The sequence below is a fragment of the Kitasatospora sp. NPDC088134 genome, assembly GCF_044741705.1.
GTDB lineage: Bacteria > Actinomycetota > Actinomycetes > Streptomycetales > Streptomycetaceae > Kitasatospora.
Genome location: NZ_JBIUTD010000024.1, coordinates 57975 through 81578 on the forward strand (window position 1 = coordinate 57975; position 23604 = coordinate 81578).

The window sequence follows — 23604 nt, forward strand, 5'->3', positions numbered from 1 at the left end:
TTTTGCCGAACGGTCGACCAACGGGCGGCGCGCGGTGGGTAGCGTCCTCGGCCATGAGCCCGATCAACGTGTGCGAGACGGCGGCCGAGTTGCCGCAGACCTGGCGTTCCCACCTGCTGGGGCGGTTCGGCGACGCCCGGCTGAAGGTGCTGCGGATGGACGAACTGCCGGTGGTGGAGGAGGCGCACGCCGAGGCCGAGGCGCTGCTGGTGCTGGACGGAAGGCTGGAACTGGTGCTGGCCGGGCAGCCGGTGACGGTCCGTCGGGGAGAGCTGTGCGTGGTCCCGGCGGGAGTGCCGCACGCGGTGGCGGCGGGGAGCGGCGGCACCCTGCTCCTCGTCACCACCGGGGACTGACCCCCCGAACGGTCGGCGCCCGAACCGGAATCCGGAACTCCCGCACCGGGTGCGCGCGTTCCGGCATTCGACAAGGGGCCGGAGGCCCACCGTTCGGACGGGGAGCCGGAGTTGAGCGACAGCGTGAAGAGTGTCAGGCACAGCGAGGTCGAGGTGAACGGGGTGCGGCTGCACCTGGCCGAGCAGGGCGAGGGGCCGCTGGTCCTGCTGCTGCACGGGTTCCCGGAGAGCTGGTACTCGTGGCGGCACCAGTTCGGACCGCTGGCCGAGGCCGGGTACCGGGTGGTCGCGCCGGACCAGCGCGGCTACGCCCGCAGCGCGCAGCCCGCGGCGGTCGACGCGTACACCCTGCTGCACCTGGTGGGTGACGTGACGGCGCTGATCGGGGCGCTGGGCGCGGAGTCGGCGGTGCTGGTCGGGCACGACTGGGGCGCGCCGGTCGCGTGGACGACGGCGGCGCTGCGGCCGGACCTGGTGCGCGGGGTGGCAGGGCTGAGCGTCCCGCCGCTGCCGGTGGGCGGGCCGCCGCCGCTGGACACCCTGCGGGAGTCGTTCGGGGAGGGCTTCTACCAGGTCTACTTCCAGGAACCGGGCCGGGCCGACGCCGAGTTGGCGGCGGACGTCCGCTCCAGCCTGCGGCGCATCCTGTCCGGCAGGCAGCCGGACGGCGTGCCGCGCCCGTGGGTGATCCCGGCGGGCGGCACGCTGCTCGACACGATCCCCGAGCCGGAGCGGCTGCCGGACTGGCTGACCGAGGAGGCCCTGGACGCCTTCGTCGCCGACTACGCCGGGCACGGGGAGCGCGCGTTCACCGGCGGCCTCAACTGGTACCGCAACCTGAACCGGAACGCCGAACTGCTCGCGCCGTTCACCGGTCTGACGGTGGAGGTCCCGGCGCTGTACGTGGCGGGCGAGCAGGACCTGGTCCACGCGATGCTCCCGCCGGGGGCGCTGCCCTACCTGCTGGGCAGGCTGCCCCGGCTGCGCGACCACGTCCGCCTGCCGGAGACCGGCCACTGGACGCAGCAGGAGCGCCCCGCCGAGGTGAACGCGGCCCTGCTGGACTTCCTGGCGCACCTCGACGGCTGAACCACCCTCGCCTCTTCATCGGATCACCCCTCGCCCCATCATCGGATCAACTGCCCGGCCCCGCCGTGCCCGCCGCAGCTCGGCGGGAACGGCGGGGCCGTCGGCACGACGGAGCAACGATCCGTCACCCTTCGGAGTGGATCGATCACTTTGGGTGCGGGAACGCGGTAAGCGGACGGGCCGGCGGGACTCATCTCCTTCGAGCCGGTGAGCAGCCGGTCCCGTTCGCGCCGCCCCGCCGGGGAGGCGCCCGTCCCGGAAGGGGACACGTCCATGACGGTCGTTCCGCTCGACCCCGCCTCGCCCGCCTCTCACGCCGTCGGCATCGACTTCGACCAGACCCTGGTCGCGCACGACGACGGCTGGCAGGACGGCCGGATCTACGGCAAGCCGATCCCGGGGGCGATGGAGTCCCTGCACGCGCTCAACCGGGTCCGGTCGGTGTTCATCATGACGGCCCGCCCACGCCGCTACCACCCCGCGGTGGCCGGGTGGCTGCGCGAGCACTCGGGCCTGGAGACGCTGGTCGACGAGGACCCGGAGCGCGCGTACTGGCAGGGCGATTCGCTGCTGGTGACGAACAAGAAGCTGGGCGCGGCGGTGTACATCGACGACCGGGCGATCCGCTTCACCGGCGACTGGGTCTCCGCGCTGACCCAGGCCCGGCACGCGATCGGCCTGCCACCGGCGGCCGGACGCCCGGCCCGCCCGGCCCCGGCCGCCGGCCCGGCGCTCGCCCCGCAGACGGACTTCGCGCGCCACTTCCCCGACCGCTGCTGACCCGGCGCCGCCGACCCCGCCGGGGTCCGCCCCGCCGCCGACAGCCGTCCGCCGACCCGCCGCCGGGGCGTGCTCCGGCGGCGGGCGCGGTGCGCCACACTGCTGAGGGACCGTCGATCCGGCGGTACGGGAACGGGAACGGAAGGAGCCCCGATGTCCGCATCCCCCACGCCCTCCCCGCCCTCCCCGCCCTCCCCGCCTCCGCCCGCACCCGCCCCGGCGGCGGGCCGGCTCCCGGACGGCGACCCGCTGGTGCTGGCGCTGTTCGGGCTGACGGTGGTGAGCGGGATCGTCGACGCCGTCAGCTATCTCGGGCTGGGGCACGTGTTCGCCGCCAACATGACGGGCAACGTGGTCGTGGTCGGGTTCGCCCTCGCGGGCGCGCCCGGCTTCTCGGTGCTCGGGTCGGTCACCTCACTGGCCGCGTTCCTGCTGGGGGCGGCCCTGGCCGGACGGTTCGGCCGGGGCCGGCTGCGGACGGCCCTGCTCGCGGAGATCCTGCTGCACCTGGCGGCGGCGGGCGTGGTGTTCGCGGCCGGCACCGACGGCGACGTCCAGTACGCCGTGATCGGGCTGCTCGCCCTGGCGATGGGCATCCGCAACGCGACCGTCCGCAGCCTGGGCGTCCCCGACCTGACCACCACCGTCCTGACCATGACGCTCACCGGCCTGGCCGCCGACGCCACCGCCCCCGGCCACCGCTCTCCCCGCCAGCGCCGCCGCGTCCTGTCGGCCCTCACCATGCTGGCGGGCGTCGTCCCGGGCGCCCTCCTGGTGCTCCACGGCCGGACCGCCTGGGCCCTGGTCGCGGCCGCCGCCCTCACCGCGGCCGCCCTCGCCACTGCTGCCCCCGCGATCCGCCGCAGGGGCTGAACCGGCCGGCCGACGGTCCGTCAGTGCGGGGACGGGGCGAGCACGCAGAACTCGTGCCCCTCGGGGTCGGTGAGCACCGTCCACGGGGCGTCGCCCTGCCCGAGGTCGAGGTCGGCCGCCCCGAGTGCCCGCAGCCGTGCCACCTCGGCCGCCCGGACGTCCCCGGCGCCGCCCTCCGGGAGCAGGTCGAGGTGGACGCGGTCGGGTGCGGTCGGCGCTCCCGCCACGCGCGGGACCCGCAGGAACTCCAGGTAGGGGCCGGTGTCGGCGGCGGAGCGCAGCGAGGCGAAGTCGCCGGTCGCCCGGCGCAGCGTCCACCCGGTGGCCGCGCCCCAGAACCGGGCCGTCGCCACGGGGTCCGCGCAGTCGACCACGACGGCGGCGACCGGCCCGGTGTCGCGGTAGACGTCCCGGGGCTCCAGCACGCAGAACTCGTTGCCTTCCGGGTCGGCGAGCACCGTCCACGGCACCTCACCCTGCCCGACGTCGACCGGGGTGGCACCCAACTCCCGCAACCGGTCGACCAGTTCGGCCTGATGCGCGGCAGAGGTGGTGGCCAGGTCGAGGTGGGTCCGGTTCTTGACGGCCGTCTTCGCCCCCGGCACGGGCACCACGTCGATGCCCAGCACCTCCGGATCCGGCCAGACCATCCCACCGGACGGCCCCACATAGATGGTCGCCCCGGCCGGGTACGCCCGCCACCCCAACGCCTCGGCCCAGAACCGGCCGACCACCGCATGATCGAGCGCCTTGATGTTCACCTGAGCGGGTCGCAGGGCCATGCTCCCGATCCTAGGAGACCGCCGGGCGGGCAGGGCGCGCCCCGCCCCTTAGCGCGCCATGCACCGGTCCAGCTCCCGGACCTTCCGGCGGAGTTCTTCGTCCAGACCGTACGGGTCCTCGTCCACGAGGGAGTGGGCGCCCGCCAGAACCTGCACATCCCGGAGCACAGCAGCCGGGGCGGGGCCGGAGGAGGCGGGAGCGGACGGCTCCTCGAACACCTCGATGCCCGACCGCTCTGCGAGGGCCAGCACGGTGAGGAGGAATCCCTCGGTCAGGGCGCGCATGACGGCGTGGCGGATCTGTCGCTGCCGGGCCAGCAGGGCACGGGCGAAGACCCCGAACGCGACCGGGTCGATCCGGCACTCGTCCGCCTCCATCGGGCCGATGCCGGACGGGAGACCGAGTTCCTCCTCGAAAACCGCCACCTGCCGCAGGAACAGCCGGGACGCCCCGTTGGACGGGTTCCAGAGGGTCTCGCCCCCCAGCTCGTAGTACTGACTCATCCGCCGCCTCCCGGTCCCTCGCAGCGGCCAGCCCAAACCGATGATCGTCCGACCGTCCGCATACGGCGGGACGATATCGCACCGGGGCTGTGAGAATCGCCCGCATGAACGACAGTTACGGCAGCGACGGCAACGGCAACGGCTGCAGCAACGCCGACGGGCGGGCAGCGGTCGGCCACTCCCCGCAGGTGCTGCGGCTGGTGTGGGGCGGGATGGAGGTCGAGGGCCTGGCGCCGGACAAGGACTTCGCGCTGTACCCGGGCGGCGGCCACCCCTGGGACTGGAACGTCCACGGCACCCGCCACAGCCCGGGCGTCCAGCCCGGTGACGTGCAGGAGTTGCTCGACCGGGGCGCCGAGGTGGTGGTGCTCAGCCTCGGCATGGACCGGGTGCTGCGGATCGACCCGGCGACCCTCGAACTGCTCGCGGCGGCCGGAACGGAGGTCCACCTCGCCGACACCCGCGCCGCCGTCGGGCTCTACAACGAGCTGGCGCGCTCCCGGCGGGTCGGCGGCCTCTTCCACTCCACCTGCTGACGACCCGTCACGCCAGCTAGAGGCCCTCCGTTCAGTGACACCCCATAACTCTCTCTAGGGGCAATCACTCTACTAACACCTAATCACTTCCGTTAGAGCATCTCGCTCGCCAACAGGCCGTCACTTCCGCCAGAAGGCCTTCCTCCACCGACACGCCATCACTCCCGTTAGAACCTCTAACGGCCTGTCGCGCCAGGTGTCGTCCGGCCATCCGGCCGCCAGATCGCCACCTCGGTGTCCGGCTGCCGGACCGCGAACCGGCCGCCCGGGGAGGTCTCCCGAAGCAGGGCGCGCAGGCGGGACTCGAACTCCGGCAGCCGGGGGCCGAACAGGTGCGGCGCGGAGAAGGACATCGAGAGGACCCCGGCGACCACGTCGTCCTCGTTCCGCTCCAGCACCTGCCCGCCGGGGACGAGCAGCCGCTGCGGGCCGCGGAAGCCCGCCGCCGCGAGGATCTCCGCCTCGCCGCCCGGGGTGCCGTCCCGCAGCACGCCCTGCCCGGCGCGCCGGAGCGGACCGAGGAACTCCCGCACCAGGCGGGCGATCCCGTCCTGCGGCGGGACGGGGGCGGGCAGGCCGCCCGGCAGGCCCGCCCCGCCCTTCCGGTCCGCAATGTGGACCAGTGCCCCGCCCGGGCGGAGCATGCCCCGGACGGTCGACGCCATCCGCGCCCGGTCCGTCCAGTGGAACGACTGCGCGAACACCACCACGTCGAACGTGCCGAGCCCGCCCGGCAGTTGCTCGGCCCGCAGGCACTCCCAGCGGGTCCGGTCGGCGACCCCGGCCCGCCGCGCCGCCCGCGCCGCCGCACCGATCATCCCCGCGTCCGGATCGACCCCGACCGCCGCGTCGAACCACCCCACCAGCCCGTCCGAACCGGCCGCCCCGGACACCCCCAGCGCGGCCGCCCCCAGCACGACCGTCCCCGGCCCGCACCCGACGTCCAACAGCCGTCCCGTGCCGTCGAGTCGCAGCGCGGCGCCGATCGCCGCCGCCAGCCCGGGGGCGTACGGCAGCCGCCCGCGCGCGTAGTGCTCGGCGGCTCCGGCGAACAGCGTCGCGTCCCACTCCCAGCCCTCGACCATTCCGACCGACCGCCCTTCCGTCCGCTCCTCGACCCGCCCCGCCACCCAGCGGAGCATCACCTGTGCTCCACTCAACTCCCCTCCTGCACCAAGGGTTTCGCCGGCATGGGCCGGACGCCTCGACTTCGTCACGGTCGGGCCACACCCCGGCCGCCGACGGTCCGTTCGGCTCCCGCTCCGGAAAGGATTCCCTCACACTTCGAACGCGGACCATTCGGCGACCAACGGAACGGCAGGACAGTGGAGTTCACCATCAGCGGGCGCATCCGGCAGCGTGGCCGGCGCCAGATCGGCTGGTCGGTACCGGGCATCGCCGGCAGTACGGCGTGGGCGCTCACCGCGGGGGGCGAGTTGCGCGGCACCGCCCTGTTCGCGCTCGGCTTCTGCGTCGTCGTCCTGCTGCTGGGCATCCACGAACTGCGCCGCCTGCGAGAGCCGTTCCGGCTGCGGCTGGACGAGTACGGCGTCGGCCTGCACGACGTCCGGCTGCCCTGGGACTCGGTCGATTCGATCGCCCTGCGCCACCGGGAGCGGCCCACCGAGGAGCACCAGGCGTCCCCCCGGCCGCCCCGCCTGGTGCTGCGGCTCACCCCGGAGGCCGCCCCGGCCGCCCCGGCCGCCCCGACCGCACCAACCGCACCGACCCGCACCGACGCCCCGGGGGCCGCGGCCGCCCGGAAGAACCGTCCGTACCCGTACCCGTTTCCGATCACCCGGTCGGCCGCCGGAACCGGCGACGAGCTGACCCTGGTCAACTGCGCGGACCTCGACCAGTCGCTCGCCGAACTCGTGGCCGCGCTGCACGAGTTCGCCGGCCACCGGTTCGAGAGCGCGCCGCGGAACGTGCTCCCGGCGGGGGCGCGTGACCGCCACGACCCGCGACCGGGCGGCGCGGAGCGGCGGTTCACGGTCGAGGACGGGAACCCGGCCCGGCTGCTGCTCCTGCCGGCCGCCACCGCGGCGTCCCTCGCGCCTTTCCTGGTCCGGTACTCGGGCGGCACGATGCCCGGCCCGGAGGCGCTGTACGGGGTGTGGGCGCTGCTCGCGCTGCTGTTCGGCGGGTTGAGCTTCCGGGCGGGGCGGCGCCGGCGCCGTCCACTGCGGCTGCGGATCGGGCCGGACGGCATCGGGCTGCGCGAGCCGGGCGGCGAGGAGGTGTTCCTGCGCTGGGCGGACCTGAGCGCCGTCACCACCGCGCCACTGCCGGGCAGCCTGGACCGGCGCCCGTTCCTGACGGTGTACGCCGCGCCCGGCACCGACCTCCCGCTCACCGGGCCGTTCCTCAGCGACGGGCACCGCGGGTACGGGCTGATCCGCCTGGACCGGCTGCCCGACCAGGGCCAGGGCGTACCGGCAGCCCTGCGCGCCTTCGCCACCGACCGCTGCGCCTCCCGCCCCTGACGGCCGCCGAGGGCGGAGCGGCAAAGCGGCGGTGCCCCGGGCCCCGGCACCGGGCCCCGGCGCCGCCCCCGCCGACCGGGACGCCCCCGGCCCCGCCGACCGGGGACGCCCCCACCGACCGGCGGACGACGGTACCCGCACGGCTCCCCGCCGACCGGCCGCGATTATCGCTGCCATAGCGCCGTTATCCGGACAATCAGGGCCGTGATCACCCGATTGATCAGGTTTTGGGACCGGCCGGAATCGGTCCAGCTCGTGGCCCGGGCGAGACCTGCACGGGAGTGGGGACATAGTCTGCGGTCATGACTGACGCCACGCACCTCACTCCCCGGGCCGCCTTCGAGATGCTGGTGGCGGGCAACGGCAGGTTCGTCGCCGGTACTCCCCAGCACCCGAACCAGGACGCCGCCCGCCGCGCCCAGACCGCTCCGTCCCAGGCCCCGTTCGCCGTGCTGTTCGGCTGCTCCGACTCCCGCCTCGCCGCCGAGATCATCTTCGACCAGGGCCTCGGCGACCTGTTCGTGGTCCGCACCGCCGGTCACGTGCTCGGCCCGGAGGTGCTGGGCAGCATCGAGTACGGCGTGGCCGTGCTCGGCACCCCGCTGGTGATCGTCCTCGGGCACGACTCCTGCGGCGCGGTCGGCGCGACCCGCGAGGCGGTCGCCGCCGGGACCTCCGGCGAGGGCTTCGTCCGCGACGTGATCGAGCGGGTGACGCCGAGCGTGCTGGCCGCGAACGCCGCCGGCTACACCGACAACTCCGACTTCATCGACGAGCACATACGCCACACCACGGCCCTCCTGCTGGAGCGCTCGCACACCCTCGCCGACGCCGTCTCCGCAGGCCGCGCCGCCGTGGTCGGGCTCTCCTACCGCCTCGTCGACGGCACCGCCCACCTGGTGACCACCCGCGGCCTGGACGTCCCCGCCCCGGCCGCCGCCTGACCCGCCCCCGCAGTACGGCGGAACGCCCCGCCCCCGGAACCGACCGGGGGCGGGGCGTCCTGCGTGCGGGGCCGGTGCGGGGGTCAGTCCTTGCCGGGCACCGCCAGGATGCAGAGCAGGGAGCAGGCCACCGCCGCGGACGGGGCGGTGGTGGTGGGGGTGGTGCCGGCGGGCGAGTTCGCGGCGACGAAGCTCGCGGAGGCGGTGTTCTTCAGCGGGAGCGCCAGCAGCAGGGAGTCGCAGTACACGGCGCGGCTGGTGCCGGCCGCGAGGGCGAAGGTGCCGGCGGCCTGCCGGCAGGCGGGCGTGGTCGGGTCGTTGACGGTGACGGACGCGGCGTCGACCGGCCCGGCATTGCTGACGGTGATCCGCCAGTGCGCGGTGCCGAGCAGGCCCAGCAGGCCGACGGGGCTGGTCTTGGCCCAGGGGCCGGGTCCGCCGGGCAGGCAGTCGTGGGAGTTCGCGGAGCCGCAGATCTCCTTCTCGACGGTGACCTGGGGCTGGCAGCCGGTGCCGGGCGCGACGGCGGTGGTGACGGTGTTGGAGGTGAGGGTGCCGGTCGCGTCGCTGCCGTTGGCGGTGTTGGTGACGGCGGTGGCGGTGCAGGCGGCCGCGACGGTGGTGCGGAAGCAGATCTGCGGCCCGTCGCCCCGGTACTCGACGACCAGGGTCGGGTGGTGGCCGTTGGCGAAGTCCGCGGAGGTGGTCAGCACCAGTTGCGCGGTGACGGTGAGCGCGGGGTGCGCGGCCACGGGGATGCCGGACAGGTCGACGGTGCCGTCCGCGCCGAGCGCGGGGGTGGCGACGGGCGTGCCGTCGGGGTCGGTGACCAGGACCCGGGACGCCGACAGGACGACGTGCGAGAGGTCGATGTCGGTGAGCCGGACCTTGTCGTAGCCCTGGACGTGGCCGCTCGCGCCGTCGCAGTAGAAGTCGCCGGGCTTCAGGGTGACGGCGGCGCCGCTGTGCACGCAGGGGCTGGCGCCGGTGGCCGGGTCGAGCGAGAACAGCACGCCGCCGTCGCCGAGGCCGATCAGGCAGCGGGTGGTGGAGTCGTAGCTGTAGCCGTAGTCGCGGGTGGCGCCGCCGTTGGCGTTCGGGTGCCCGGCCGGGAGCGGGAAGCCCGCGCAGGGGGCGTTGGCGGTCCAGTCGTGGCAGACGGTCGCGCCGGCCACACTGCCGCCCCAGGCGGGGAAGTAGCTGCGGGTGCCGGTGTCGGTGGTGACGGTCTCGGGGTTGAAGGTCAGGACGTTGCCGGCCAGCGCGCCGAGGCTGCCGGGCGCGGCGTGCGCGGAGCCGTCCAGGCCGTAGCAGGTGGTCTGGACGGTGGCGCCGCCGACGGTGCTGGCGCAGACGCCGTCGGGGTGTCCGGCGGTGTCGTACGCGGCGTAGGCGTTGTAGGTGTAGTAGCCGGCGTTCGGGCCGACGGGGTGCGGGGTGCCCCAGCCCGCGCAGGCGGTGAGGGTGGCGGTGTCGAAGCAGCCGAGCGCGGGCGGCCCGGGGACGGTGGAGCCGCCGGACTGCGGCGAGCTGGAGGCGAAGACCTGGCCGCCGACGGCGGTGAGCGCGCCCAGGTAGAGCCCGTTGGGGGTGCTCGGCAGGTCGTGGTTGGCGGGGACGACGGGCGCGTAGGGCTGCCCGGCGCAGGGGGTGCGGGTGGCGAGGGCCAGGCAGAGCGTCCGGCCGTCGGTGGCGACGCCGTACAGGTTGTCGCCGGAGCGGACCAGGCCGCCGAGGCTGTTGACGCTGCTGGGCGAGCCGCCGGTGGCGGCGAGGGCGGTGAAGCCGCAGTTGGCCTGGGCGTCGAGGTCGAGGCAGCCGACGCCGACGGCGGTGGCGGTGACGGCGGGGTACAGCACCTGGCCGGGGTGCGCCGGGTCGAACACGTACTGCGGGGTGAGCGGGCTGCCGATGTCGCCGGTGGCGCCGCTGCCGAGCGGGCCGGGGGCGGTGTTCAGCGGGCGCGGCCAGGGGCCGCCGGTACAGGGCTGGCCGGCCGTCAGGCTGAGGCAGACCACCTGCGGGGCGGTGCGCCCGGCGTGGTGGTAGATGTTCCAGGACTGGATCTCGCCGGTGGCGGTCCGGTGCAGGATCGGGGTGAACCCGTCGCCGCCGGTGGACTGCGCGGTCGGCTGGACGGGGGCGAGCAGCAGCGGGGTGACGCCGGTGCCGACGCCGCGCAGCACCGGGTTCTCGGCCCGGACGGCGGTGGTCGCGGTGCCGGTGTCGGTGGCGCCGAAGGTGCTGCCGTCGGTCGACCAGGACGGCGTCCAGCCGGGCGGGACCTGGAGCGAGCCGGGCACGTAGGTCTGGGCGGCGCCGGCGCCGGTGATCGGGTCGGTGACGACGGCGGGCGCGGGGCTGTCGCCGGTGCTGCCGCTGCGGTAGGTGACGGCCCAGTTCAGGGTGTCGCCGTGCTCGGCGGTGGCGGCGCCCGGGTGGGTGGCGTTCTGCACGGTCTTCACCAGTGCGGACGTCCCGGCGGTGTCGGCGGGGGCCGCGCCCGCGCCGGTGGCGGCGCCGCCCAGGCCCAGCAGCAGGAGCGCGGAGGTGACGGCGGCGGCCGTGGCGGCGCGCAGCGGTCGGCGGGCACCGCCGTTGCGGGCGGCGCGGCGGTTCCGGAGGGGGATCGGCTTGGGGGGACGCGGGCTTCTCAGCACTGGTTCTCCACCTCTGATCGGCGGCCGACCTGACGGGTCGTCAGGGCGGGCCGTCGATCAGGGTAAAGGCGCGGTAAGTACGAGCCGGACTCACTTTTTCGTATTGGTCACATCGTGAACGAATATGACTCGCCATCTTCTCCTACCTGTCCGACCGGATGCTCCGGGGCGCCCGGCGCCCTCGAACCTAGCTTCGATGACCGATCATCCTCTCGGCCGAGCCTCCCTCCTCCCGCGCCCCTACCCGCCGCCCCCGTCCCCCTAGGGGGCCGCGACCTCTTCCCGGCGCCCGCTCGGTGGCATCCCCTACGCCTCTGACGCGACGTCAAATCCCGTACGAACGACCTAATCTGCGGGACATTACCGGACTCCGTCGCACCGCCGCGGCAGCCGCGCTGCTGCTCGCCCTCCCGCTCTCCGTCACCGCCGCCGCGCCTGCCTCCGCCGCCGCACTCGCCACCGCCGCGCCCGCCTCCGCCACCGCACCCGCCGGGCTGCACGTCGAACTGCCGCGCCCCACCGGGCCGTTCGCGGTCGGGCGGGAGATCCTGGAGCTGGTGGACCAGGGCCGGACCGACCCGTGGGTGCCCTCGGCGGGGCCGCGCCGGCTGATGGTGTCGGTGTACTACCCGGCGCGGCCGGGCACCGGCGGCCCGGCCCCGTACATGACGCCGGAGGCGGCCCGGCTGCTGCTGGACGGCAAGCTGCCCGGCAACACCGTCCCCACCGAGGCGGTCGCGGGGGCCACCACCTGGTCCCGCGGCGACGCCCGCCCGCGGCCCGGCCGGTACCCGCTGGTGGTGCTCTCCCCCGGCTTCACCATGCCGCGCACCGAACTGACCAGCCTGGCCGAGGACTTGACCAGCCGCGGCTACGTCGTCGCGCTGGTCGACCACACCTACGAGAACACCGGGACGACCTTCCCGGACGGGCACACCACCACCTGCCCGGTGTGCCACACCCTGACCACCCCCGAACAGTGGAAGGCCCTGGACGCGAGCCGGGCCACCGACATCTCCTTCGTCGTCGACCGGCTCACCGGGCACGGGCCCGCGTCCTGGCACTACTCCCGGCTGATCGACCGCGACCGGATCGGCACCGGCGGGCACTCGGCCGGCGGCGCGGCGGCCGTGCCCGCGCTGCTCGCCGACGACCGGCTCCGGGCCGGGGTCGACCTGGACGGCTCGATGGACTACGGCGTCCCCGCCACCGGCCTCGGCCACAAGCCGTTCCTGATGGTCGGGCACCCGCTCGGCGACGGCGACGAGGACCCCAGCTGGAACGGGGCGTGGCCCCGCCTGGACGGCTGGAAGCGCTGGCTGACCGTGGCCGGCTCGAACCACGGCACCTTCACCGACAACCCGCTGTTCACCGAGAAGTTCGGCGTCCCGAACCCGCCCGGCACCACGGTCGGCGCCGAACGCGGCATCCAGCTCACCCGCCAGTACGTGGCCGCCTTCTTCGACCTCCACCTGAAGGGCGTCCCGCAGCCGCTCCTCGACGGACCGACCCCGGACCATCCGGAGGTGCTCTTCCACCCGTGACCGGGGGCGCACCCCGTCGGATGCGTCCAGTGGCGCGGATCACAGCGGGGCGTGCCGGATCGGCGAAATGCGGCGGCCGCCGGGACGGTTGGGGCGGTTGGGCCAGGGCGACCGGCCCGCGCCCGGCGGCCCCGCACCGTCCGGGCGGCCACCGGCACCGACCGCGAGGAGCACCGCATGACCGTCACCGGTCCCACCGAAGCCGCCGAACCGTCCGCCACCGGGTCGGCCACCGCCGAACCGTCCGCCGTCGAATCCGCTGCCGCCCGCGCGGCCGGGCTGCTGTCCCGGCCGGTCGCGATCAACGGACTGACGGTGCCCAACCGGATCGTGATGGCGCCGATGACGCGGATGTTCTCGCCGGGCGGCGTGCCGGGCGAGGACGTCCGCTCGTACTACGCCCGGCGGGCCGCGGCGGGCGTCGGCCTGATCGTCACCGAGGGCACCTACGTCGGGCACGAGTCGGCGGGGCAGAGCGACCGGGTGCCGCGCTTCCACGGCGAAGAGCAGCTGGCGGGCTGGGCGAAGGTCGCCGAGGACGTGCACGCGGCGGGCGGCACCATCGTGCCGCAGCTGTGGCACATCGGCATGGTGCGCAAGCAGGGCGACCCGCCGTTCGCGGACGCCCCGGCGATCGGTCCGTCCGGCATCCGGCTGAACGGTGCCGAGGGGACGGGGCGGGCGATGACCCGGGCCGACCTGGACGCGGTGATCGGCGCGTTCGCCGAGGCCGCGGCGGCGGCCGAGCGGATCGGCTTCGACGGGGTCGAACTGCACGGCGCGCACGGCTACTTGCTCGACCAGTTCCTGTGGGCGGGCACCAACCGGCGCACCGACGCGTACGGCGGCGACCCGGTGGCGCGGACCAGGTTCACCGCCGAACTGGTCGCGGCGGTCCGGGCGGCCGTCTCACCCGCCTTCCCGGTGATCTTCCGCTACTCGCAGTGGAAGTCCGACAACTACGACGCCCGCCTGGCGGAGACCCCGCAGGAGCTGGAGGCGATCCTGGCCCCGCTCGCCGCGGCCGGCGTCGACGCCTTCCACGCCTCGACCCGCCGCTACTGGCTGCCCGAGTTCGACGGCTCCGACCTCAACCTGGCCGGCTGGACCCGCAAGCTCACCGGCCTGCCCGCCATCACCGTCGGCTCGGTCGGCCTGGACGGCGACTTCATCCGCGCCTTCGCGGGCGAGGGCGCCCCGGTCGGCAGCCTCGACAACCTCCTCGACCGCCTGGAGCGCGACGAGTTCGACCTGGTCGCCGTCGGCCGCGCCCTCCTCCAGGACCCCGACTGGGCCGCCAAGGTCCTCACTGGCCGCTTCGCCGACCTCCTCCCCTACGACGCCGCCGCGGCCCGCACCCTCACCTGACCCCGCCCCACCCCAGGGCCTCCCCTCCCCCCGGTGCGCGGCGACCGGCTCGCGGCACCGGGCGCAGGAGGCCCTGGGGCGCGCTGCCGGGTGGTGCGACGGCTTCCCGCGCGGCCTGTCATCGAAGTTCGGCCAACTGACGGTCAATCAAGTCATAAGCGGAGCAACCTTGTTCGCTTCCCGACCGCCGCTGTCAGACTGGCCGACGCCCCGCGAGGGGTGCGATACGTGTCCGTCGCCGCTCCGGGTCGGGGGAGGACGGGAGCGGCGTTCCGTGCGTGTGGGAGGGGAACAGTGGCAGCTCAGGAATCCTTGCTCAAGATCTACGGTGACCGGTCGTACCGGCATGTGACGATGGCCCGGCACCAGGGCACGACGATCGCGTTCGCGATGGACGCGGCCCGCCGGATCGTGTACTCGGTGCTGGACCTGGCCGGCCAGCAGTCCAAGGGGGACGCGGACGCCGCGTACTGGAGCGACAACCCGGCCGAGCTGGTCCTGCCCCGGGAGATCGCCGAGGTGGGGTTCGCCGTGGTCGGCGCGACCGCGATGCCCACGGTCAAGCGCGGCGGCGCCGAGGCGGCGGTCGACGAGCGGCCGTTGGACAGCGAGATCGACCCGTACCTGTCCACGACCGCCCGGTTGACCGCGGACGCCCCGTTCCACGTGGTGTCGGACGGCACGTACGTGGTGGTGCTGCGGCAGTCGATCGGCGAGACGCACCCCGACGCGGTGTACAAGCTGACCGACGGCGGCTGCTCCGCGAACGCCTCCCGCACCGACTACGTGCTGAGCGGCACGAAGAAGGTGCCGCTGGTCCGCGACACCCTGCTGTGCGACCGCTTCCTGCTGGTGGACGGCAAGCTCAAGCCGGTGCTGGAGGTGCGCTACAAGCGCAGCCGGCACGCCACCCGTCCCGCGTCGGCCAAGGACACCCTGGGCACCGAGGACATGGAGGGCCGACCGTTCTACGAGCCGACCCAGGAGCTGTCGTTCGTCCGCAACCTGACCCGCGGCCGGTTCGCCGCGGTGCTGGTGCCCACCGCGGTCAGCGGTGCGCGGCGCTGGCAGCTGTTCGCCCACAACGACGCCACCGGGAGGATCGACGGCTTCAGCGTCGAGCAGGGCGTCCAGGGGCTGTTCAACACCCAGGGCACGCGGTTCTGGACCAGCCCCGACCCGCTGTACCGGGACGCGGTGTTCGAACGCAGCCCGGGCACCTGCCCGTTCACCAACCAGGACCTGGTGCCGGTGACCAGCACCGAGGGCCACGCGGAGACCGCGCTGGGCCTCACCGGCGCCAACGACGCGCACGTCGACCTGGGCGACCCGGCGGCGCTGCGCTTCGGCGGCAGGGCGTACTCGATCGAGGCCTGGATCAAGCCCACCGCGTACGACCGCCCGGTGCTGTCCCGGGGCGGGGAGTACCGGCTCGGCCTGGACGCCGCCGGGTCGCTGCGCCTCGCGCACGAGGGGGCCGCGACGACGGTCGGCTCGGTCGACACCGTCCCCACGGACGTCTACACCCACGTCGCGGCCACCTTCGACGGGACGACCGCGAAGCTGTACGTCAACGGCAAGCTGTCCGGCAGCGGCGCGCTGCCGTTCACGCCGGCCACCGGCGTGAACACCCTGATCGGCAAGCAGGTCTCCGGCACCACCGCCGGCCTCTTCGCGGGCGACGTCGACGAGGTGCGGGTGTGGAACCGGGTCCGGTCCGCCACCGAGCTCGTGGACGACCTGAACCACCGCCTGATCGGCAACGAGCCGGGCCTGGTCGCCTACTACCGGTTCGACGAGGGCTCCGGCACCACCGCCTACGACCAGAGCGACCGGGCCCTGCACGGCACGCTCAAGGGCGACGCGAAGTGGACCGGCTCGGACGCACCGGTCGGCGACCACCCGGGGGTGCGCCGCGACAGCTTCGTCCTCAAGGGGCGCACGGTCGAGTCCGGCATGTCCGCCGTGATCTACCACCAGCAGGAGAACGTCTCGGCCGGCTACCGGACCGACCCCAAGCCCGCCAAGCGGCAGGCCCGGGTGCTGCTGGCGTTCGCCGCCAAGTACGGCCAGGAGCCGGCCCTGGTGAGCCTGGACTTCGCCGTCGGCCGCGACGGCCGGCTCGCCCAGGTGCCCGACGTGCTCGACCCGGCGGTGCTCCGGCGGCCCGTGAAGGGCCAGGACTCCGAACAGGTCAGCGCCCTCCAGCAGTTGATCCGGCAGCTGGAGCCGGAGGTCGCCGCCCTGCCGGCGGAGATCACCCGGCTCGCGGCCACCGCCGGCCAGGTCGCCCACTGGCAGGGCGAGCACGACCGGCTGCTGCCGGGGTTCGAGCGGCTGGAGCGGCAGTACCTCGCCGAGAAGGACGTGCCGACCGCCTGGAACTACGCCCTGGAACTGAAGACCCCCCGCGAGGTCGACGGCCAGTCGCTGCGGTACTTCAACCCCCCCATCCACACGTCGGTCATCGTCGTCCTCGTCTCCTTCCGCTCGGCGGGCTGGCGGCTGGAGGACACCGGCGAGAGCCAGAACGGCAAGCCCTTCTACTGGCTGGTCGGCAACAACGTGAACAACCTCGACCTGCACGTCCGCAACAACGCGTCGGCGCAGAACACCGTGCCGGACACGATCGTCCGCGAACCGGGCAACCCCTTCGCCCAGTTCCAGCTGACCGCCGAGGGCGAGTACACCCGTCTCGTCAACCGGGGCAGCAAGCTCGCGCTGGGCCTGCCCGCCTCGTTCCCGGCCGCCGTCCCGGTCCAGTCGAGCGAGTGCCTCACCGGCGACTCGGGCCTGATTCGGATGGTGCGCGTCTCGCTGCGCTCGGGGGCGGACACGGCGTACCTGCAGGCCAAGCAGGAGATGGACACCGTGCGCGAGCGCCTCCAGGAGGCGAAGACGGCCGCGCAGCGGGTCGCCGAGCTCCAGCTCGTTCTGACCGGCAAGCAGGCGGCGCTGAAGGACGCCCAGGAGAAGCTGGCCCGCCTGTCGACCGCCCTGCAGGGCGACGACGACCTGACCGTGGCGATGCCGCTGATCTCGGTGGACACCACCGGGCTCAGCCTCTCCGGCGGCCTGCTCGAATTCGCCCGCGGCACCGACCGGCCCGCGCTGCTCGACAGCGGCACCGGCACCGTCGTGCTGTACTTCCGCGGCGCCAACGAGCAGTTCTTCGCCGTCTACTACGACACCGCCGTGGTCCGCGGCACCCAGCGGCTGACCGGCAACGGCGGCACGCTCGGCTTCCTCGCCCGCGACCCGGGCGTCCTGCTGGACAGCGCCGTCATCAAGGTCTCCGACGGCGACGCCCCCGGCCGCTGCGACCTGACGATCACCGTAGGCGGCGACACCGAGACCTGGCGCTCGCTGCCGCGCAAGGCCGAGCAGCTGGCCGCCGCCCTGGCCGGGCAGTCCGGGCAGCCGGTCACGGTCGGCACCGTCGCCCGGGTGACCGGCAGCACCGTGGAGTTCACCGCGGCCACCACCGTCGCGGTCGCGGCCAAGGCCCACCTGCAGATCGGCGCCAACGGGTACGCCGCGTCCGCCGACGCCCCGGTCGGCGCCAAGACGCTCACCCTCACCACCACGGGCGCGGCGGTCAAGCCGGGCGACACGGTCACCGTGGTCGGCTACGACTGGGCCCGCGCCGAGTCCACCCGGGTGGGGGTCCTGCTCTCCGCCGGCTCCCGGCTGATCACCCTGAACACCGGCGGCGCCACCTCCGTGCCCAACGGCACGGCCGTCCTGGTGACCGGCGGCCGCGGCTGCCGCTGGCGGGCCGAGATGCCCGGCCGGGCCTTCCTGTTCGACGGCAAGGACCAGTACCTCACGCTGCCCGCCGCCCAGCAGAAGAACGCCGTCCCCGCCGGTGACCTGACCCTGGAGGCCTGGGTCAACCCCGAGGCCGGACAGGGCCGGATCGTCCACGGCCGGACGGACGGGTCGGGATACTCGCTGGGACTCGCCGAAGTCGGGCTGCCGGTGCGGCAGTTCGTCGGCCAGAGCAGGGAGGTACTGACCAACTCGCTCGACCTGGCGGGCCGCGACTTCACCATCGAACTGTGGGCCAAGCGCAGCCAGGCCCGCGGCCGCGTCGAGCCGCTGCTGTTCCACGGCGCGCCGGAGGGCCGGGTCGACCAGACCCTGCACCTGTGGATCCACCCCGACGAGACCTTCTGCTTCTCGCTGTACGGCGACGACCTGAAGACCACCCAGGCCTACCCGGACCTGGAGTGGCACCACTGGGCCGCGGTGTACAAGAGCGCAAGCCGCGAGCAGATCCTCTACCGGGACGGCGTCGAGGTCGCCCGCCGGACCTCCACCGGCACCTACACGGGCAACGGCCCGCTGGTGCTGGGGCAGTTCCCCTTCTCCGGCGACAGCCTCGACGGCCAGATCGACGAGGTCCGCGTCTTCGGCCGCGTCCGCACCCCGCAGGAGATCTCGGCCCAGCGCCACCAGCGGATCTCCGACCGGGAGCCCGGCCTGCTGGGCCACTGGACCTTCGAGGGGTCGGGCAGCCCGGCCTCGCCGATCAAGGGCTACCAGGTGGTCGCCCGGGTCGGCGACCGGGTGCTGCGGTCGGCCGACCGCTTCCCGTGCAACGAGTGGGCGCACCTCGCCGCGACCTTCAGCCAGGCCTGGGCGCTGCGCCTGGACGGCGGCGAGGGCCTGTCGGTGGCCTCGCAGGACTCGCTGAACGTCCTGGAGGACCTCACCGTCGAGGTGTTCGTCCAGATCGACAAGGTGGGCGCGCCGATGGCCCTGGTCACCAAGGGCACGGCCGTCAACGGCGGCCGGGAGGGCGTCCCCTACCAGCTGGGCATCCTGGCCGACGGCCGGGTGGAGTTCGCCTTCGCCGAGGCCGACGGGACCCCCGTCCGGTACGTCTCCGACCGGGCCGTCAAGGCCGGGGCCTTCCAGCGGATCGGCGTGGTGCGGCAGCGCCGCAAGGCCGAGGTGTCCGCCGCCACCGGCACCCAGCCGGCCACGGCCGGCCAGCCCGAGCAGGACATCCGCTTCTACCTCGACGGCGGACTGGCCGGCAGCTACGTCTACGGCGGCCCGGGCGCGCAGTCCAACAGCAGCGACCTGGAGATCGGCCGGGGCCTGAACGGCGTCCTGTGCGAGGTGCGGCTGTGGAGCTCCGCCCGGACGTTCAACCAGCTCGGCCGGCCGGTCGCCGTCCGCGAGAAGGGGCTGCTGGCGCGCTGGGCCTTCGAGGAGAACGCCGGCAACACCACCCTGGACGCCTCCGGCTCCTTCCCCGCCAAGCTGCGCGGCGCCCGCTGGACCCGCGACGTCGACCCCCTCGCCAGCCCGCTGCGGCTGTACCGCAACGGCGAGCCGCTGCTCGCCACCACCGCCCCGCTCCCGGCGGACCTCCTCCCCTTCGGCGACCCGCAACTCACCCTCGGCGCGCGGCTGGAGGGCGGCAAGCCCACCGACCTGCTGACCGGCACGCTGGAGGAGGTGCGGATCTGGCGCACCGTGCGCACCCGGGAGCAGATCCTGGACAACCTGTTCACCCGCCTGCGCGGGAACAAGCAGGACCTGCTCGGCTACTGGACGTTCGACCGGGACTCCACCGCCGCCAGCACCACCTCGGTGCGCGACGAGGGCCTGCGCGGCAACAACCTGGCGTTCTCCACGAAGCGGCCGCGGATCCTGCTCTCCACCGCACCGGTGTCCACCGACACCGCCCAGGTGCGCTCGGCGCTCGCCGACGTGCGCACCCCGTTCCACGACACCGTCTCCGGCGCCCCCGCCGCCTCCGAGTACGCCGACCTCCAGTTCGACGCCAAGGGCGAGACGCTGGGCGTGCTCAAGCGCTGCTACGGCTTCGTCCGCGACGGCCGCTGGCACCTGGTCACCGGCTACAAGGTGGGCGACCTGACCACCGAGTGGGTCGGCCAGGCCCAGTTCGACCCGCAGCTGATGGGCTACATCGAGGGCGCCCCGCCGGTGCCGTCGGAGAACCTCACCGACAAGCCCGACGGCTTCCCCGGCGCCTCCTCGGTGGAGTTCACCGAGGCCGACCAGGTGGTGCACAGCCTCTCGGCCAGCAAGACCCGCAGCACCAACACCGCCTTCAACGTCTCCTTCGGCTTCGAGACCGTCGCCGACGTCATGGCGGTCGCGGCGCCCCTCGGCTTCGGCACCGCCAGCCCGCTGGCCGAGGGCCAGCTGAAGATGGCCGCGACGGCCGGCCTGGAGTTCTCCAACACCTGGAGCGAGGACACCACCGTCAGCCAGGGCAAGAACACCGCCCGCCGGACCAAGCTGGAGCTGACGGGGTACACCGAGGACCCCGCCAAGGTGCTGAACTCCGACCTCGGCCCCCGGTACGTGCCCGCCAACACCGGCATGGCGCTGGTGCAGTCGCAGACCGCCGACGTCTTCGCGCTGCGCCTGGCGCACACCGGCGCCCTGGTCGCCTACCGGATGCTGCCCAACCCGGACATCCCGCTGGACTGGAACATCGTCCACTTCCCGATCAACCCCCGCTACACCAAGCAGGGCACCCTGGACGGCGCGGTCGGCTTCGACGCGACCGGCAAGGTCACCGACCCCGACTACCCCACCGCCACCGGCTACGGCGAGTACAGCTACTTCAAGCCGCGCGACGCGTACGCGCTCAAGCGCCGCATCACCCGCGACCAGCAGCGGCTGCAGGCCTTCTACCAGTCGATCTCGACCGACGTCGGCCACCACTCGGGCACCGAGCCGGCCGAGACCCAGGCCAAGGCGGTGCTGCGCTCGATGGGCATGTCCGCCGAGCAGCAGGAGAGCGCCCGTTCCACCACCGGCAGCGCCGCCGCCACCGGCTTCGCGCACCGGGACCTGGTCAACACCTACGTCTGGACCGCCCAGGGCGGCTTCTTCGCCGAGACCACCGAGGCCACCGACGCCGTCAGCGAGACCACCTCCGGCTCGTACAACTTCACCTACTCCTACGGCGGCAACCTCGACCTGAGCTTCGGCGCCCTCGGCCTCGGCTGGGCCTTCCACCTCGACGCCTCCCGGGGCGGCGGCTTCAGCACCACCCGGGCCAAGAGCAAGGAGGCCTCCCGCAGCTTCGGCCTCGACGTCCAGTGCGCGCCCTCGAACGACCTGCAACGGCGGGACGCCAACGGCAAGCCGAAGTACGACGCCGCGGGCAAGCCGGTCCTGGTGCCGGGCAAGGTGGACGCCTACCGCTTCCTCACCTTCTACCTCGGCGAGAGCAGCGCCAACTTCGACGACTTCTACCACAAGGTCGTCGACCCGACCTGGCTGCAGGGCAGCAACGCCCCCGACGCGGCCGCGCTGCGCCAGACCCGACAGAGCTCCGCCAAGCCCCCGTGCTGGCGGGTCCTGCACCGGGTCACCTACGTCAGCCGGGTCCTCGCCCCCGTCCCGCCGCCCGGAGCGCCGCCGCTGGAGCGGGCCATGCGCACCGAGAACATCGCCAGCAACTACGAGCTGATCAAGCGCCTCGAACCGTACGTCCGCCCCGCCGCCACCAGCTCGGCCGCCCTCGCCGCCGCCACCCGCGACGCCCTCGCCGCCCAGCTGCCCGAACTCCTGCCCCACGCGGCCGAGATCACCGAATACCTCGGCCACTACTTCGGAATGGAGAACTGACCCCCGGCCCGGCTCCCCGCCCCGTCGGGGAGCCGGGCCCCGCACCACCGGTCCGTAGCCCCGGCCGTGATCCGTTCCATCCCTCTCCCGGAGGACGTGCCGGTGGTACCGCAGGTGCCCCGACCCACGACGATCCGGTTCCCCTCCCGGCAGACTCGGGTCGAACTCCTCCCGCAGCGCCCGGTACCAACGGCGACCGCACCTGGGAGAGGAGCACTCGACGGCATTCCCGTCACCACAATCGGTCTACAACGAGTGCCACGTCCGTCATGAAGCCCACCTACTCGGCTCGTAGGCCCGGTGGGCGGCAATCAGGTAGCTGTACCAGGCGTAGAAGGCCCTGGGGGTGCGCTGCTGGGTGGCGAAGTCAGCGTAGGCCTTCTCGGCGAAACCGATGCGCGTGGCCAAGTAGAACTGGGAGGCCAGGCGAACCACGGATGGGAAGCAACCCCGCGAGCGCGGGGGTTGCTCCTGCCCTGCCGCACAGCAGCAGGGCGGTACCGTCTCGGCCCCGCGCTCGCGGGGGTTGCTCCCCATTGAGGGCTCGTGGACGCCCCCGGGTAGCTCGGCCCCGCGCTCGCGGGGGGGGGTGCTCCGTCTGCTGGATGAGGGTCCACTGAACCTCTGGCTCGGCCCTGTCACCGTGGTGCGGACTTCGCCCGGTGGGCGGCGATCAGGTCGCGGTACCAGGTGTAGGAGGCCCTGGGGGTGCGCTGCTGGGTGTCGAAGTCGACGTGGACCAGGCCGAAGCGCTGGCTGTAGCCCTCGGCCCATTCGAAGTTGTCGAGGAGGGACCAGGTGTAGTAACCGCGGACGTCGACGCCGTGGGCGGTGGCGCGGGCGAGGGCGTCGAGGTGGCCGGCCAGGTAGTCGGTGCGGAAGGTGTCGTCGAGGGCGCCGTCGGTGGAGCAGCCGTTCTCGGTGACGGTGATCGGGGGGAGGGTGTCGCCGTAGCGCTCCCGGAGGGTCAGGAGGAGTTCGTACAGGCCGGCCGGGACGACGGGCCAGCCGAAGTGGGTGCGCGGGACGCCGTCGATGGGGGCTTCGGCGAACGGGAGGCCCGGGTCGGTGGGGGCGGCGATCCGGGTCGGGTTGTAGTAGTTGACGCCGAGTCCGGCCAGGTTCGGGCCGGAGATCAGGGCGAGGTCGCCGTCCCGGACGGCGCCGTGCAGGTCGGGTCCGACCCCGTACGCGGACAGGTCGGGGTAGCGGCCCAGCAGCAGCGGGTCGGTGAACAGCCGGTTGTGCAGGGCGTCATAGGCCTCGGCGGCGGCCCGGTCCGCAGGGGCGTCGCTCGCCGCCCGGACGGGTGTCAGGTTGTTGGCGATCAGGACGTCGAGCCCGCGGCCGCGCAGTTCGGCGGCGGCCAGGCCGTGTCCGAGCAGTTGGTGGTGGGCGGCGGGCAGCGCGTCCAGCATCAGGGTGCGGCCCGGGGCGTGGATGCCGAGCGCGTACCCGTACACCATGTGCACGAACGGTTCGTTGAGGGTGATCCAAGCCGGTACCCGGTCGCCCAGGCGGTCGGCGACGACGCCCGCGTACTCGGCGAACCGGAAAGCGGTTTCCCGTTGCATCCAGCCGCCCTCGTCCTCCAGCGCCTGCGGCAGGTCCCAGTGGAAGAGGGTGGGCAGCGGGGTGATCCCGGCGGCGAGCAGCCCGTCCACCAGCCGGTCGTAGAAGTCCAGTCCGGCGGCGTTCGCCGGGCCCCGCCCGGTCGGCTGCACACGGGTCCAGGCGATCGAGAACCGGTACCCGTCCAGGCCCAGTCCGCGCATCAACTCCACGTCCTCGCCCCACCGGTGGTAGTGGTCGCAGGCGACGCGCCCGCTCTCGCCGTTCTTCACCGCCCCCGGCCGCTCGCAGAAGGTGTCCCAGATCGAGCGCCCCCGCCCGTCCGCGTCCACCGCCCCTTCGACCTGGTACGCGGCGGTGGACGCGCCCCACCGGAAGCCGGCGGGCAGATCGTGACGGTCCGTCATGGGAGTCCCTTCCATGGCACGAACCCCGCAAACGCGAGGAGTGCTCATGTTAGAGAGATCCACCGGCCGCCGACCAG

15 protein-coding genes are annotated in these 23604 nt (G+C 73.9%); 10 read left to right on the forward strand and 5 right to left on the reverse strand.

All coding sequences use genetic code 11. The annotated features are described in order from the left end of the window. The first annotated feature begins 53 nt into the window (after positions 1-53). The 4 genes from ACIOHG_RS29130 to ACIOHG_RS29145 all read left to right on the forward strand — a co-directional run bounded on the left by ACIOHG_RS29130 (position 54) and on the right by ACIOHG_RS29145 (position 3098). On the forward strand, positions 54-356 hold the full coding sequence (locus tag ACIOHG_RS29130; RefSeq protein WP_400954855.1) for a cupin domain-containing protein: 303 nt from the start codon (positions 54-56) through the stop codon (positions 354-356). A gap of 111 nt (positions 357-467) precedes the next feature. Beyond that, complete coding sequence (locus ACIOHG_RS29135) at positions 468-1445, forward strand: alpha/beta fold hydrolase (protein ID WP_400954857.1); 978 nt, start codon at positions 468-470, stop codon at positions 1443-1445. 273 nt (positions 1446-1718) lie between these two features. Beyond that, positions 1719-2225, forward strand: coding sequence for a hypothetical protein (locus ACIOHG_RS29140; protein WP_400954859.1), 507 nt, complete (start codon positions 1719-1721; stop codon positions 2223-2225). Positions 2226-2378: 153 nt separating this feature from the next. After that, positions 2379-3098: a YoaK family protein gene (locus ACIOHG_RS29145; protein WP_400954862.1), complete on the forward strand. Its 720-nt coding sequence runs from the start codon at positions 2379-2381 to the stop codon at positions 3096-3098. Between the two features lie 20 nt (positions 3099-3118). On the opposite strand, the gene ACIOHG_RS29150 is transcribed toward ACIOHG_RS29145, so the two are convergent. Both ACIOHG_RS29150 and ACIOHG_RS29155 read right to left on the reverse strand, forming a co-directional pair. Beyond that, positions 3119-3880, reverse strand: a complete 762-nt coding sequence (locus ACIOHG_RS29150) for a VOC family protein (protein ID WP_400954864.1) — start codon at positions 3878-3880, stop codon at positions 3119-3121. 48 nt (positions 3881-3928) lie between these two features. Further along, on the reverse strand, positions 3929-4384 hold the full coding sequence (locus tag ACIOHG_RS29155; protein ID WP_400954867.1) for a DUF6086 family protein: 456 nt from the start codon (positions 4382-4384) through the stop codon (positions 3929-3931). A gap of 104 nt (positions 4385-4488) precedes the next feature. On the opposite strand from ACIOHG_RS29155, the gene ACIOHG_RS29160 reads away from it, so the two are divergent. Further along, entirely contained in the window at positions 4489-4920 is a 432-nt protein-coding gene (locus ACIOHG_RS29160; RefSeq protein WP_400954869.1) for an MTH938/NDUFAF3 family protein, read from the forward strand. Positions 4921-5096: 176 nt separating this feature from the next. Here ACIOHG_RS29160 and ACIOHG_RS29165 read toward each other — a convergent pair whose 3' ends face one another. After that, positions 5097-6005 (reverse strand): class I SAM-dependent methyltransferase, encoded by a 909-nt coding sequence (locus tag ACIOHG_RS29165; RefSeq protein WP_400954959.1) that lies wholly within the window; start codon positions 6003-6005, stop codon positions 5097-5099. 240 nt (positions 6006-6245) lie between these two features. On the opposite strand from ACIOHG_RS29165, the gene ACIOHG_RS29170 reads away from it, so the two are divergent. Continuing rightward, positions 6246-7406 (forward strand): hypothetical protein, encoded by a 1161-nt coding sequence (locus tag ACIOHG_RS29170; protein WP_400954872.1) that lies wholly within the window; start codon positions 6246-6248, stop codon positions 7404-7406. Between the two features lie 302 nt (positions 7407-7708). Further along, a complete protein-coding gene (locus ACIOHG_RS29175; RefSeq protein WP_400954874.1) occupies positions 7709-8350 on the forward strand; it encodes a carbonic anhydrase in 642 nt (213 codons plus the stop codon). 83 nt (positions 8351-8433) lie between these two features. On the opposite strand, the gene ACIOHG_RS29180 is transcribed toward ACIOHG_RS29175, so the two are convergent. Next, on the reverse strand, positions 8434-11010 hold the full coding sequence (locus ACIOHG_RS29180; RefSeq protein WP_400954877.1) for a hypothetical protein: 2577 nt from the start codon (positions 11008-11010) through the stop codon (positions 8434-8436). A 359-nt stretch (positions 11011-11369) separates the two neighbouring features. Between ACIOHG_RS29180 and ACIOHG_RS29185 the strand changes: the two genes are divergently transcribed. From ACIOHG_RS29185 to ACIOHG_RS29195, 3 genes are all read left to right on the forward strand, one after another. Continuing rightward, positions 11370-12554, forward strand: coding sequence for an alpha/beta hydrolase family protein (locus ACIOHG_RS29185; protein WP_400954962.1), 1185 nt, complete (start codon positions 11370-11372; stop codon positions 12552-12554). Positions 12555-12731: 177 nt separating this feature from the next. After that, entirely contained in the window at positions 12732-13922 is a 1191-nt protein-coding gene (locus ACIOHG_RS29190; RefSeq protein WP_400954880.1) for an NADH:flavin oxidoreductase, read from the forward strand. Positions 13923-14216: 294 nt separating this feature from the next. Beyond that, positions 14217-21548 carry a LamG-like jellyroll fold domain-containing protein gene (locus ACIOHG_RS29195; RefSeq protein WP_400954881.1) on the forward strand — a complete coding sequence of 2444 codons (7332 nt, stop codon included), beginning with the start codon at positions 14217-14219 and terminating at the stop codon, positions 21546-21548. Between the two features lie 638 nt (positions 21549-22186). Here the strand turns inward: ACIOHG_RS29195 and ACIOHG_RS29200 are convergent. After that, entirely contained in the window at positions 22187-23527 is a 1341-nt protein-coding gene (locus tag ACIOHG_RS29200; protein WP_400954882.1) for a GH1 family beta-glucosidase, read from the reverse strand. Positions 23528-23604: the final 77 nt, after the last annotated feature.

Coding starts and splice junctions, on each gene's coding strand:
- ACIOHG_RS29130 (WP_400954855.1), top strand. CDS start 54: ATGAGCCCGATCAACGTGTGCGAGACGGCGGCCGAGTTGCCGCAGACC.
- ACIOHG_RS29140 (WP_400954859.1), top strand. CDS start 1,719: ATGACGGTCGTTCCGCTCGACCCCGCCTCGCCCGCCTCTCACGCCGTC.
- ACIOHG_RS29145 (WP_400954862.1), top strand. CDS start 2,379: ATGTCCGCATCCCCCACGCCCTCCCCGCCCTCCCCGCCCTCCCCGCCT.
- ACIOHG_RS29150 (WP_400954864.1), bottom strand. CDS start 3,880: ATGGCCCTGCGACCCGCTCAGGTGAACATCAAGGCGCTCGATCATGCG.
- ACIOHG_RS29155 (WP_400954867.1), bottom strand. CDS start 4,384: ATGAGTCAGTACTACGAGCTGGGGGGCGAGACCCTCTGGAACCCGTCC.
- ACIOHG_RS29160 (WP_400954869.1), top strand. CDS start 4,489: ATGAACGACAGTTACGGCAGCGACGGCAACGGCAACGGCTGCAGCAAC.
- ACIOHG_RS29165 (WP_400954959.1), bottom strand. CDS start 6,005: ATGGTCGAGGGCTGGGAGTGGGACGCGACGCTGTTCGCCGGAGCCGCC.
- ACIOHG_RS29175 (WP_400954874.1), top strand. CDS start 7,709: ATGACTGACGCCACGCACCTCACTCCCCGGGCCGCCTTCGAGATGCTG.
- ACIOHG_RS29190 (WP_400954880.1), top strand. CDS start 12,732: ATGACCGTCACCGGTCCCACCGAAGCCGCCGAACCGTCCGCCACCGGG.
- ACIOHG_RS29200 (WP_400954882.1), bottom strand. CDS start 23,527: ATGACGGACCGTCACGATCTGCCCGCCGGCTTCCGGTGGGGCGCGTCC.